Below are 13,008 nucleotides of genomic sequence, written 5' to 3' on the forward strand. Positions count from 1 at the left end.
CATAGGAAACCGCGATGACGCTTTCACTTGTTCATTGCAATCCTGACACGGGCACCGTCGCTACCATCACCGCTACAGGCGGAGTGGCGGTGGGAGGCTATGTACATCACTGTTGGCGAGGCATTGGGGCATGCGCCACCCAAGGGCGCTTTACCAACCCGTGGTACCCAGCTCGGATATACGAAGCACTTGCCGCGGGCGCCAGCGCCCGGCAGGCGCTTAGAGCCGCCGTAAGCGAGGACAACGACTCGGGATCGCGCCAATGTTTGGTGATGGATTCTCAGGGCCGCACATCAGCACATTCAGGTGCAGAGAATGTGCCGGAAGTGGCTGAAACCTGCTTCCCTAGCGTCGCTGCCGCTGGGAATATGCTGCAGAGCACCGAGGTCGTGAGGATTTTTGCAGAGCAATTTTTACGCCTTAGCGCCACTAATAGCAGCGCTGCCATTCAGCGCGACGAGTCGCCCCGCTTCCCTATTCATCACGACCAACATCTGCTTACGCATCTGATTGATGCTCTTGATGCTGCTCTATCAGCGGGTGGCGATAAGCGCGGTGTACGCTCGGCCGCACTGCGTATCGAGTCGTTTCAGCAAGCCCCCATCGATTTGCGCGTCGACTGGTCGGAAGACGTCGTGGGTACTTTGCGGGCGTTAGCCGACCGATTTATGGCCAGTGACTTTCAAGCCTTTTGGCGCCAGCTGCCACTGCGCTAAAAGAACGCCTATTCTGTTGCTGGCACCCCGTGCCAGCGCCTATTGGAGAGTTTATGACCAACACGGTTGCTCACACTGCTTTTAACCAAGGCGAGCTGGGGAGGGCATTAATTGACCGCCTGGACGAAGCTGCCCAATACTCTGAGCCAGGCCCCGGAGTCACGCGACTGTTTTGCTCCCAGGCGCATCGTCAGGTACTGCCGCTAATCAGCCTCTGGATGGAACACGCGGGGCTTACTCCCCAACTGGATGCCGCCGGCAATCTTGTGGGTCGCTGCCCCAAGGCTCAAGCGGGTGAGAAAACCTTCATTATGGGATCTCATCAAGATTCAGTGATAGAAGGCGGCAAATACGACGGCATGCTGGGCGTGGCCCTACCGCTATTGGCCTTGGAGGCACTTAAACGCGAAGGCGTGACGCTGCCATTCGGGATAGAAGTGGTCGCGTTTGGCGACGAAGAGGGCGTTCGCTTCCCTACCACGCTGGTCGGCAGTAAAGCGCTGGCCGGGAGCGTGACACCTGACCAACTGGAAGCCCAGGATGCCGAGGGAATCTCTCTGCGAGAGGCATTAATAGCCTTCGGTTGCACACCTGAGGATATCCCCGCTACCGCCCGCGACCCCGCCAACACCTTGGGATTTTTAGAAGTACATATTGAACAAGGGCCAATCCTGGAACAGCGCGATCATGCCGTGGGGATCGTTACGGCTTTAACAGGCATTGAACGCCACCAAGTCACGCTAAGCGGCAAGGCCGGACACGCAGGCACTACACCGATGAGCATACGTCATGACGCGCTAGTCGGCGCGGCGGAAATGGTGCTTGCCATCGATAGCGTACTGCAGAATACCGATGAGTTGGTCGGCGTGGTGGGCAGGCTCGATGTCCACCCCAATGCGGTCAACGTTATACCTGCTCAGGTAACGTTCACGATAGAGCTGCGCTCACCCAAAGCGAGCATTCGCCAGCAAGGGCGAGACGTCGTAACAGCTGCCTTAACGGAAGTCGCCACTCGCCGAGGGTTGGCACTTAACATTGAAAACACTTACAGCGCCGATGCGGTGGCCTGTGCAGACTGGATGATGTCAGCCCTCAAAGAAGCCTGCACTGAGGTTGGCCAACCGGCAGCACCGCTATTCAGCGGCGCAGGGCATGATGGTTTAGCGATGCAGGCATTGACCGATATAGGGATGCTGTTTGTGCGCTGTAAAGATGGGCTTAGCCACCATCCCGACGAAGCTATTACCGCCGAAGACGGCGAAGCCGCGACGCGAGTGGTCATGGCATTTTTACAGCAACTGAAACACCCATAATGTTTTACGCCCTTAGCTCGTTACGCTAGTGGCTCAGGTAAAAAGCCTCGGCGTACCTGAGCCTCCTGCTGATTCATCACTTGTTGGGCATCAAGCATATGCTCGCGCATGATGTTATAGGCGCTTTCGGCATCACCAAGCTCAATGGCATCCAAAATTTCTGCATGATAACGACAGCCAGTCTGTCCTAAATCGTGGGTAACGGGCTCATAAAGACGGTGATAAATCGTCAGATCTGAGAGCACCTGTATGGTGAAGCGGATAATAAATGTCAGCAGTTGATTGCCACCGGCCAGTTCTGCCAGCATCAGATGGAAATGCAGCGAATCAAGGTGTTGCTGACGCTCAGCCTCACTATCGTCCGCAGGGTCTGCGTAACTATGCAGGCTTTCACGTAAGCGTGTCATATCGCTGGCAGCCACTTTCCCCGCTAACGAAGCAGCTAATTCAGGCTCTAACGCCAAGCGTATCTGGTAGATATCCTTGATTGATATCTCTTTGAAAAACAGGTAATTACTTAATAGCGATACCGCTTTGGCCTCGCTCATCTCACGCACAAAAGCGCCGCCTCCGGGCCCTGTGCGAGTTTCGACCAACCCCTGGGCTTCCAGTACTCGCGTACTCTCGCGCACTGTCCCTTTCGACACCTGCAGGGTCTCCATCAGTTCCGACTCGCTAGGTAGCCGGTCACCCGGCTTTAGGTGCCTGTCCACGATCCAGCATTTAATGGTTTCCGCCACCTGATAAGGGCGGCGCTGAGGGGCGTTTTTTAACATGCTATCAACAACATCCTTGGTAATAAGCAGCAAGAGTACCAGAGAGATCGCGAGTTTGGATGCCACATAAAAGGTTATCTAGCGCATAAATACGTTTAAAAATATCTGGCTGGCACTAACTAGTAAACTGGTCTATTCTTGTGCGTACTATTTCATCGAAGCATTCAAAAGGAGCTTAATTGATGGCTTTCGAAACACTGTTTACTCCCCTCCAACTGGGCAGCCTATCGATTCCTAATCGCGTCATTATGGCGCCACTGACTCGTTCGCGTACGCCAGATAGCGTACCGGGCGAGATGCAGGAAGCTTATTACGGTCAACGCGCTGGCTCGGGACTAATCATCAGCGAAGCTACCAACATCTCTCCCACTGCCCGTGGCTATGTGTATACGCCCGGCATTTGGACGGATGCGCAGGAAGCTGGCTGGAAAGGCGTGGTCAATGCGGTACACGCTAAAGGTGGCCGTATTGCCTTGCAGCTTTGGCACGTTGGGCGCGTTTCTCATGAAATGGTTCAACCTGACGGCCAGCAGCCCGTTGCGCCGAGTGCGTTAAAAGGTGAAGGCGCTCAGTGTTTCGTAGAGTTTGAAGATGGCACCGCGGGTCAGCACCCCACCAGCACGCCACGTGCGCTGGAAACCAACGAGATCCCAGGCATTGTTGCCGACTATCGCCAAGCGGCCGAACGCGCCAAGCGTGCCGGCTTCGACATGGTCGAAGTCCACGCCGCGAACGCCTACTTGCTTAACCAGTTCCTGGCGACGGGCACCAACAAGCGTACCGACCAGTATGGCGGATCGCTGGAAAACCGGGCTCGCTTCCCGCTGGAAGTGGTTGATGCGGTGATTGACGTTTACGGGGCTGATCGCGTTGGTATCCGCATGACGCCGTTTATCGAACTCTTTGGGTTGACCGACGACGAGCCGGAAGCGATGGCCTTCTACATGGCCGATCAGCTTTCCAAGCGTGGGCTGGCTTACCTGCACCTCAACGAACCCAACTGGGCGGGCGGCGATATCACCTTCCCCGCGGGTTTCCGCGAGCAGATGCGCGAACGTTTTAGCGGCAGCCTGATCTACTGCGGCAACTACGACGCCGAGCGCGCCGATAAACGCATCAGCGAAAACACCACTGATGCCGTGGCCTTTGGCCGCCCCTACATCGCCAACCCCGACTTGCCGGAGCGCTTCCGAGTTAACGCACCACTCACCGAGCCGAACCACGAAACGTTCTATGGCGGTGATGAGAAGGGATACACCGACTATCCATTTATGAATAATGGCTATGACCGTATCCAGTAACGACCAAGAGTGATTTTTATCACCACGCCTTGTTCAGCCTGTGGCTGAACAAGGCGTTTTTCCTGCGAAACGCTATACGCGTGGTTGCTGCTGAGTTATGCAGTGAATGTTCCCGCCGCCAAGCAGTATTTCCCTTGCCGCAACGCCGATCACCCTCTTCGTGGGAAATAACCGGGATAGAATGCCTTTGGCCTGTTCATCGTAACGAGGATCCAGCAAGGGCATCACAATGGCCGAGTTACTAATATAAAAGTTGACGTAAGACCCCGCCATTCGATCCCCAGGTAACCGGGGATGCGAGCTGTTGAGGCGGTCAAGTCCACTGGCTTCATCGTCGGCAATATAAAGTGGGCCTGGCTGCGGCAGCTTATGGATAGTGAGCTGCCTGCCTTTAGCATCCGTGGCGTTTTCCAGCACACGCAAGGCTTCCCGGCAAATAGCGCCCTGAGGATCCTGCTCATCCTCACACCACGTTAGCGCCACTTGGCCTGGCGCAATAAAGCAGCACAGGTTGTCTACGTGACCATCGGTCTCGTCGAGATAACAGCCACGCGGTAACCAGATGATGTGACTGACACCTAAATACTCCTGCAGCCAGTGTTCGATCGTGGCGCGGCTCATCTCCGGATTACGATTAGGATTCAGCAAGCACTCTTCCGTGGTGATGAGCGTACCTTCACCATCCACATGAATGGCTCCTCCTTCTAATACGAGCGGGGCCTCGAATCGTTGAATACCCAGCATCTCACTGATTTTACAACGAACCCGCTTGTCTTTGTCCCATGGGAAGTAGAGCCCCTCCTTCAACCCGCCCCAGGCATTGAACTCCCAGTCCACCATGGCGAGTCGCCCATCGGGATGGGTAATGAAGGTGGGGCCGACATCGCGCATCCAAGCATCATTGCTGGACAACTCAACCACCCGAATATGCGCAGGCAACTGATTACGGGCATTTTCATACTGCTCATCGTTAACCCCCACGAAGACCATCTCGCTCTCAGCAATCTCCACAGCCACATCCACAAAGGCTTGCTGAGCGGGCTTCGCACCGTAGCGCCATGTATCTGGGCGCTGTGGCCACAGCATCCAGCAGGCTGCATGAGGCGCAAACTCCGCCGGCATTGAAAAGCCCAATGCTTTGGGTGTTAGCTCACGCGCCAGAGGTTCGGTGGCCGTTGTAGGAAAGGTCGGCGCGTGTTTCATATATTCCCCACCACTATAAAGAAGCCGGTTGCCACGGCAGCGGCGATTAGGACATAGGGAAGTTGCGTTAACGCATGGGCCATTGGCGTACACCCCGCCCCTTGGGCAGAAAGGACGGTAGAATCACCGTAAAAGCAGGCGTGGCTGCCAAAGGCACTGGCGGAGATTAAAGCCCCCACCACGAGCGGCATATGCGCATCCATACTACTGGCAAGCGGTAATACGATAGGCATCGCCACGGCAAACAGTCCCCAGAAGGAGGCGGTCGCAAAAGCGAGAAAGGCCATGGTGACGAAGACAACCGCCGGTAGCATACCCGCGGTCATTAAAGGTTGAACACTCTCGATCACATAGTTGGTTAAGCCAAGTAGGTCATTGACCTCCTTAAGCACAAACCCAGCCACCAGCGTGCCGAGTGGCATAATCATGGCTTTGAAGCCATCCAACGCGGTGTCAAACGTATCGTTGAAGCTTAACAGCCGTTGCACCGCGATAAGCACTAGCGTCACTGCAAGCGCCACAATCACGCCGCGCAGCACATCAATCTCAAAATACCAGGTGAAGAAAATCAGCGTCGCAATGGGAAGCAGAAAATTGAGCAGATGAGGGCGTTTTTTGCCTGTATCTTCTATTTCCAGCGCGCTGTCGTCAGCGCCATCTGGTTGCGGCTGGCCAGCTTCAGCGCGGGCCTCCGCTGCTCGCATCGGGCCAAGATTGGGGATAATGCCCAGTGCCACCAGGGGCACCAGCGCCGCCGCTATCCAGGCGTAAAACATAAACGGTATGGCTTGGATGTACAGCTCCATGCCGTTACCAGCGACATTATTCTCTTCCAGCAAACCTGCAAAGAACACAGCCCAGGTGGAAAACGGTACGAGAATACAGATCGGCGCTGCAGTAGAGTCAACGATATAGGCCAACTTCTCACGGGATATGTTAAAGCGATCAGTGATTTTCTTCATGGAAGCGCTAATGGTCAGCGCATTGAGATAGTCATCGACAAAAATGATTAGTCCCAGCCCCCAGGTAGCTAACAAGCTTTGTCGGCGGGTATGGATGCGTCGGGTAACGGCATCACCAAAGCTTAACACCCCTCCGGTTTTTACCAGCAAGGCAATCAAGCTACCAAATAGCCCGCACACCAGAATAATCCACGTCACCGTGTCATTACCCAATACCGATAGCAGTATATCCGACCCTTGGGTAATGACATTGAGGGGTTGAAACATTAATAAGCCTACCAGCGCGCCTGCCAGAAGGGACTCAATCGTGCGCTTGGTAATAATCGCCATGACTAAAACCACTAACGTGGGTATAAGGCTTAAAACTCCATACTCTTCCATTGGTTATTCCCCTTTATCGTTGTCGTAGGTCACTACTGAAGACGGGCGCTAACGCCCGTCCCGAATAGCAGTGTTTATAGGTAACCATCCGCTTTAAGTGAGCGTGTGGTGGCGGCAAACGCTTCGTCGAGAATAGCAACGACGTCGTCGACTACTTGACGCGTCCAGATCAGGGGCGGCGAGATGATATTGAGATGACCAACCGGCCGAATAATCAAACCACGTTTCTGTGCTTCAGCGGCCACGCGGTCACCTACGCGCGCGTCAACGGGGAGTAATTCTTTGGTTGTTTTATTAGCCACATTTTCAATCGCCATCATGAAATGACTGCCACGTATATCACCTACCGTTTCATGAGAGGCGAGCGTTTTGAGCTTGGACTCAAGATAGGGGCCAACTTCGCGAACATTCTCACAAATGCCTTCACGCTCAATGATTTCGATATTTTTAAGCGCTGCAGCACAGCTCACGGGATGCCCGGAATAGGTGAAGCCGGTGCTCAATACCCCGCCGGGGCCTTGAGGAGTACTTAGTACCGCATACAGAGCGTCAGATATCAGCGTTGCACCTAATGGGGCATACCCAGATGAAAGCCCTTTCGCCACATTGATAATATCGGGCTGGGTCTCAAACACGGCTTCTGAAGCAAAGAAGTGCCCTAAGCGACCAAAGCCTGTCACCACTTCATCGGCAATAAATAGAATATCGTTGGCACGGCATATGGCCTGCACGCGGGAATGGTAGCCCTGAGGTGCCACCAATACACCGCCTGCGCCCATGATGGGCTCTGCGATGAAGGCCGCTATGTTATCCGCCCCTAGCCGGCCAATGGTCTGCTCGAGTTCATCGACCAGGTGATCACAATACTCGGCCTCACTCATCCCCTCTGGGCGGCGATAGCAGTTGGCTTCGCTCAGATGGGTCACCAGATCAAGTGTATCGAACTGCCAGTTATTGCTGGCGATACCGGTCAGGCTCGCCGCCATGTAGGTGGTGCCGTGGTAGGCATTGGTGCGCGACAAGATCCGCTTTTTCGAAGGCTTGCCCAAGCGATTGAAGTAGTAATGCACAAGCCGGATGGTGGCATCGTTTGCCGTTGACCCGCCGCAGCTATAAAACACATGGTTCAAGTGGGCAGGCGCAAGCTCTGAGAGCTTGGCCGCCAGCTCGGTGGCCGGGGCATTGGAGAGATTATTAAAAGTGGAAAAGTAGGCCATGCGTGTGGCTTGCTCGGCCATCGCCTGGCCAATTTCGGCACGGCCGTGGCCCACATTGACACACCACAGGCCGGCAATCCCATCGATAAAGCGGTTGCCGTGTGCATCTTCGACATAGATACCATCACTGTCGGTAATTAAGTCACAGCCGTTTTCGTGGAACACACTGAAGTCGGTAAAGGGATGGATAAAGTGATTTTTATCTTTTTGCCAAAGGTCTTTCGCGTCGTAAGAGCCTTTCGCCTGCTGTTGAGTCATCGTCATACCCTCGCTTATTAGGAAGCCGTTGTTGAGGTGACTTCACAGGCTAGCGGGGAAAACAGTGTCGGGAATATATCCCCATTGGGGTATATCGGCTGCGCGAAAGGCCTCCTATGGTGGATCTCCTTAACCCAACAAACACAACAGGAGACACGCCATGCAAGTTTCCATCGATGGCCAGCGATTGTGGTCAAGTTTAATGGCCATGGCAGAGATCGGCGCTACCTCCAATGGCGGCAGCAACCGCTTAGCACTGACCCCCGAAGATACCGCCGGTCGGCAGCAGTTGATCGAGTGGTGCGCCGATATTGGCTGCCATGTTCGCAGTGATGCAGTGGGTAATCTTTTTTTCCGGCGGCCCGGCGCACGTGAGGATCTGGCGCCCGCCGCTGTCGGCAGCCACCTGGATACACAGCCCAAAGGCGGTCGTTTCGACGGCGTGCTGGGGGTTCTCGCGGGTCTGGAAGTGTTTCGCACCCTACACGATCACCAAATCGTGACCGAACGACCTCTGGAACTGATCGTTTGGACGAACGAGGAAGGCAGCCGTTTTGCCCCTGCAATGATGGCTTCCGGCACCTATGCGGGGGTGTTTACTGTGGAGGAGACCCTCGCTCGCCAGGACGAACAGGGGATCAGTTTTGAACGGGCCCTTGAGGAGACAGGCATGAAGGGAAGCCTGCCTATTGGCGAGCCTCGGTTAGCCAGTTTTCTGGAACTGCATATCGAACAGGGGCCGGTGCTTGAAGAGGAGGGCTTAGATATCGGTGTGGTCACCGGGGTGCAAGGGATGCGCTGGTTTGACCTGATGATCGAAGGCAACGCTGCCCATGCGGGCACCACCCCCATGGCATATCGTCACGACGCCCTGGCCGCTGCCGCCCGGCTCATTGACCGGCTATACGCTATCGCCGCCAGCGACACCAGTGGCGACAGCAAGGTCACCTTTGGCTGTCTGGAGATCGATACGCCTTCTCGCAACGTGATTCCCACCCAGGTCACCATGACGGTCGACCTACGTCATGTGCACGATGATCAGCTAGACGCGCTGGAGGCTCGCTTCTATAGCGAGCTAGAGGCCTTAGTAGAGGCCTTTGGTGTCAAAGTAACGCCGCAACGCCTCTGGAACTCCCCAGTAGTGGCCTTCAACGAGCAGTGCATTGCGTCCATCGAGCAGGCCACAAAGGCACGCGGCATTGCTTACCGCCGTATGCTCAGTGGGGCGGGCCATGATGCGGTGTATGTATCACGGGTGGCGCCCACCGCGATGATCTTCATTCCCTGCCGCGATGGCATTAGCCATAACGAAGCCGAGTACTCAACGCCAGAGCAGTGTGCACTTGGCACCCAGGTGCTGTGCGACGCGCTACTGCATAACGCTAACGACCTTGAGGTTACCCAATGAGCACAACTGTCCCAACGAACCTGGCCGAGTGGCAAGCACTGGCAGACACACTCTCCTTTGAAACCCGCGCCTATATCAACGACACCTTTGTCGATGCACAGCGCGGCGCCACCCTATCCACGGTGAACCCAGCCACCGGTGAAGTGTTGGCAGAGGTCGCCAGCTGCGATGACGCCGATGCCGAGCTCGCTACCCACGCAGCTCGACAGGCCTTTGACCGGGGGGAGTGGTCGCGCCGCGCGCCAGCTCAGCGCAAAGCCACGTTACTTGAACTGGCGGCGTTAATGCAGGCCCATAGGCACGAGCTTGCCCTGCTAGACACTCTGGATATGGGAAAACCGATTACCAGTGCGCTGGGGGATATTGACGGCGCCATCGGCTGCCTGCGCTATACCGCCGAAAGTATCGATAAGCTTTACGGTGAGGTGGCCCCGACGGGTGATCAACACCTCGGCCTGATTGTGCGCGAGCCACTCGGGGTGGTGGTCTCCATCGTCCCCTGGAACTTCCCGCTCATGATGACCACCTGGAAGATTGCACCGGCATTGGCGGCCGGTAACAGCGTTATTCTCAAACCGTCAGAAAAATCGCCATTATCGGCGCTACGCCTTGCCCAGCTAAGCCAACAAGCGGGCCTACCCGCCGGGGTGTTTCAAGTACTCCCCGGCTATGGCCATACCGTGGGTAAAGCGCTAGCCCTGTCGATGCAGGTCGACTGCCTCGCCTTTACCGGCTCCACTCAAGTGGGCAAACAGCTCATGCAGTACGCAGGCCAATCCAATTTGAAACGCGTTTATCTGGAGTGCGGCGGCAAAAGCCCCAACATCATCTTTGCCGACTGCAAAAATCTAGACGTTGCAGCTCAAAACGCAGCCGCTGCGATTTTTCATAACCAAGGTGAAGTCTGTATCGCTGGCTCGCGGCTGTTGGTGGAAAATAGCATTCGCCACGCTTTCGTCGAGAAAGTGGTGGACGCTGCGGCTGCCATGCAACCAGGCGACCCACTCGACCCGCAAAGCTTTATGGGGGCGATGGTCGATAACACTCAATACCAGCGGGTGCTTGATTATATCCGCCAGGGGCAGGAAGAGGGTGCCACGCTTCGTACCGGGGGACAGCCATTAGATAGCTCCGGGCTCTTTATTCCTCCCACCGTGTTTGACGATGTCACCCCGGCCATGACCATAGGTCGCGAGGAGATCTTCGGGCCGGTGCTGTCGGTGTTTGGCTTCGATACCGAAGAGGAGGCATTGACACTTGCCAACGACAGCGACTACGGCTTGGCGGCCGCCGTCTGGAGCCAGGACATTGATCGTATTATGCGCGTCTCACGCAAGCTGCACTCCGGGCAGGTCTACGTTAACAACTGGGCAGGCCCGGACATGACAGTGCCGTTCGGTGGGGTTAAGCAATCCGGTAATGGACGGGATAAATCGCTTCACTCGCTTGACGAGTATACCGAGATCAAAACCATCTGGATGGCGCTACAAACCTAGCACCTTAACCTCTCAACTGCCGGGAAATGAGAGCCACGTGTTCAAGAAATAGCTGGAACAACTGCGATTGACTGGAGACATCCAGACGCTGGTAAATATGCTTGCGGTGTACCTTCACAGTGCCATCGCTGATATCCAGTTCCCGGGCCGCTGATTTGGTCGAGTGCCCCGCAAGCAACAGACGAACGATTTCCTGTTCACGTGCCGTTAAAACCTCTCGGCCAAAGCTTACGAAGGCAGCTTCCACCGGGGCGTCCTTTTCCAATGTCGGCTGGAAGAGGACGCCCTGCCATTTCCAGAACTCCATCAACAAGGTTTCGATCATCGGCACCACATTCTTCAACACCTGCAATGCACGTCGTTTCAAGGGAGCTTCTGCCTGAAAGCCCAGCGATACCACCATCAAGACATCATCCCCCACACGTGCGAAGAGACCAACCTCATCCGCCAATCCTAACGCGCGATAATAGTGGGCATAGTAATCACTGGATTCAAAACGATCAGGGGCTAGCTCCCGCAACCGGTGCACACCGCTATCCAGGCCACCACTCATGGCGGTAAAAAAAGGATCCAATAAATACGCACCGCTGAGGTAGCGATCTATCGCTTGAGGGCGATTTTCTGACGGGTAATCGTCGTGAATCAGTAGTGGTCTATGACGCCCTTTGTAGGTATTGATCAGAATCGTATCGAAACCGGTTAGCGCGCGCAGCACTTGCTCCAGACGAACGGGGAAATCGCGCTGTCCCGATGAGCGTACCAAGCTCGCCATATGCCGATGCCAAGCAGCACTTCCCGCACTTGCCAGAAAGGTACTATCGATATCATCGGTTGTTGAGCAGTATTTCATGAGTAGCGCTTCATTAGGTTGTTTGACAAAACAATACTGCCTTGCGCGAACACGGTAAACTCAGGCAATACAATTGACTCATTGCGGCTCGTGATTACTTTGTGTTGAGCCTCTTGGATAAACGCTGCTAGGCTATTGATTCTTTCGTTTGAACATACAGGTAATGAATGCTTGCTTCGCTATTAGCGCTGCTGGTGTCTCTACTGCTCGTCGGCCTTGCCGCCACGACTGGGTGCGCGCTTTCGGCCTGATGGTTGGTTCCGCGAACTAAGTAAGCCAAGCTGGACACCACCGAATATCGCTTTCCCCTTCGCTTGGGGCATACTGTATTTGTTGATGGCTATCGTCGCTTGGCGTATTTATATGGCGAATGACTCAGTATGGCGCTCAGCAAGCTTAGCGGCTTACGCGCTGCAGCTTATGGTCAATGCCGCGTGGTCGTGGCTGTTCTTTGGGCGTAAACAAACTGTCGTCGGCTAAATAAAGCCTGAGCGCTGATTAAAAAAAGGATTCTGAGAGTATGGATCGCACCACTACTATAATAGTACTCGCCTTCGCATCGCTGGTATTAGGCGCAATGGCAACAGCGATATTTATATATGTCATTGTGCCCTGGCGCCGCCGACGGCGCGCAGCGAAAGCGAAAGCCGCTGCGCCTCGTCCGGTACAAGCAGACAACTCTGAAAAAGCTCAAGAACCTGACACCCCTGCACCCTCAAAGCAAACTAAAAAAGTGAAGCAGCATTCGCTTTTTATAATCTTTGATCAACCCAGTGAAGATTCAGACGAGCGCCTTACCCAGTGGCTGCGGGAGAAAGACGCTCACTACGACGCGCTCAAGAAGATATTTTTAATCGACGGCCAACAGCCTTCCAACCCAGTCACTATCGCCAACGCCTTTCCACCGGGGGAAATGCCTGACCTGCTGCGCGGGGAAACTCATGAGCCCATCAAGGGTATTAGCTTATTAGTGAAACCACCGCTACGTAAGCGACGTAATCAACAAATGCATGTCTACGTAGAACTCGCCAAAGAGATGCAGACGGTGTTTAGCGGCAAAATGCTCAATGACGAGCGCGAACTCGCCACCGACAGCACTTTTGAGCAAATTATCGGCGAATAGATTT

At 54.9% G+C, this 13,008-nt stretch carries 12 protein-coding genes; 7 read left to right on the forward strand and 5 right to left on the reverse strand.

All coding sequences use genetic code 11. The features are described from left to right. Positions 1–14 precede the first annotated feature (14 nt). Together YERSI8AC_RS20795 and YERSI8AC_RS20800 are read left to right on the forward strand one after the other, a co-directional pair. Positions 15–716, forward strand: coding sequence for a DUF1028 domain-containing protein (locus tag YERSI8AC_RS20795; RefSeq protein ID WP_159177458.1), 702 nt, complete (start codon positions 15–17; stop codon positions 714–716). Between the two features lie 53 nt (positions 717–769). Further along, positions 770–2,029, forward strand: a complete 1,260-nt coding sequence (locus YERSI8AC_RS20800) for an allantoate amidohydrolase (RefSeq protein ID WP_159177459.1) — start codon at positions 770–772, stop codon at positions 2,027–2,029. A gap of 20 nt (positions 2,030–2,049) precedes the next feature. On the opposite strand, the gene YERSI8AC_RS20805 is transcribed toward YERSI8AC_RS20800, so the two are convergent. Then, positions 2,050–2,805 (reverse strand): FadR/GntR family transcriptional regulator, encoded by a 756-nt coding sequence (locus YERSI8AC_RS20805; RefSeq protein ID WP_236557372.1) that lies wholly within the window; start codon positions 2,803–2,805, stop codon positions 2,050–2,052. 182 nt (positions 2,806–2,987) lie between these two features. Here YERSI8AC_RS20805 and YERSI8AC_RS20810 point away from each other — a divergent pair, with 182 nt between their 5' ends. Further along, positions 2,988–4,106, forward strand: coding sequence for an alkene reductase (locus tag YERSI8AC_RS20810; protein ID WP_159177461.1), 1,119 nt, complete (start codon positions 2,988–2,990; stop codon positions 4,104–4,106). Between the two features lie 72 nt (positions 4,107–4,178). On the opposite strand, the gene aguA is transcribed toward YERSI8AC_RS20810, so the two are convergent. From aguA to YERSI8AC_RS20825, 3 genes are all read right to left on the reverse strand, one after another. Beyond that, a complete protein-coding gene (gene aguA / locus YERSI8AC_RS20815) occupies positions 4,179–5,309 on the reverse strand; it encodes an agmatine deiminase (protein WP_159177462.1) in 1,131 nt (376 codons plus the stop codon). Beyond that, complete coding sequence (locus tag YERSI8AC_RS20820; protein WP_039857355.1) at positions 5,306–6,652, reverse strand: Na+/H+ antiporter NhaC family protein; 1,347 nt, start codon at positions 6,650–6,652, stop codon at positions 5,306–5,308. The genes aguA and YERSI8AC_RS20820 overlap by 4 nt, the downstream gene beginning before the upstream one ends. 74 nt (positions 6,653–6,726) lie before the next feature. After that, positions 6,727–8,133: an aminotransferase gene (locus tag YERSI8AC_RS20825; RefSeq protein ID WP_201304251.1), complete on the reverse strand. Its 1,407-nt coding sequence runs from the start codon at positions 8,131–8,133 to the stop codon at positions 6,727–6,729. A 154-nt stretch (positions 8,134–8,287) separates the two neighbouring features. Here YERSI8AC_RS20825 and YERSI8AC_RS20830 point away from each other — a divergent pair, with 154 nt between their 5' ends. Both YERSI8AC_RS20830 and YERSI8AC_RS20835 read left to right on the forward strand, forming a co-directional pair. Beyond that, positions 8,288–9,535, forward strand: a complete 1,248-nt coding sequence (locus YERSI8AC_RS20830; protein WP_159177463.1) for a M20 family metallo-hydrolase — start codon at positions 8,288–8,290, stop codon at positions 9,533–9,535. Next, positions 9,532–11,031: an aldehyde dehydrogenase gene (locus YERSI8AC_RS20835; RefSeq protein ID WP_159177464.1), complete on the forward strand. Its 1,500-nt coding sequence runs from the start codon at positions 9,532–9,534 to the stop codon at positions 11,029–11,031. The genes YERSI8AC_RS20830 and YERSI8AC_RS20835 overlap by 4 nt, the downstream gene beginning before the upstream one ends. Before the next feature lie 4 nt (positions 11,032–11,035). On the opposite strand, the gene YERSI8AC_RS20840 is transcribed toward YERSI8AC_RS20835, so the two are convergent. Beyond that, entirely contained in the window at positions 11,036–11,881 is an 846-nt protein-coding gene (locus tag YERSI8AC_RS20840; protein WP_022521658.1) for a helix-turn-helix transcriptional regulator, read from the reverse strand. Between the two features lie 216 nt (positions 11,882–12,097). Between YERSI8AC_RS20840 and YERSI8AC_RS20845 the strand changes: the two genes are divergently transcribed. Next, positions 12,098–12,361, forward strand: a complete 264-nt coding sequence (locus tag YERSI8AC_RS20845; protein ID WP_022521657.1) for a TspO/MBR family protein — start codon at positions 12,098–12,100, stop codon at positions 12,359–12,361. Positions 12,362–12,401: 40 nt separating this feature from the next. After that, positions 12,402–13,004, forward strand: coding sequence for a cell division protein ZipA C-terminal FtsZ-binding domain-containing protein (locus tag YERSI8AC_RS20850; protein WP_039857361.1), 603 nt, complete (start codon positions 12,402–12,404; stop codon positions 13,002–13,004). Positions 13,005–13,008: the final 4 nt, after the last annotated feature.

This window comes from Halomonas sp. 113, from assembly GCF_904067645.1.
In the GTDB taxonomy this organism is placed as follows: Bacteria; Pseudomonadota; Gammaproteobacteria; order Pseudomonadales; family Halomonadaceae; genus Vreelandella; species Vreelandella titanicae.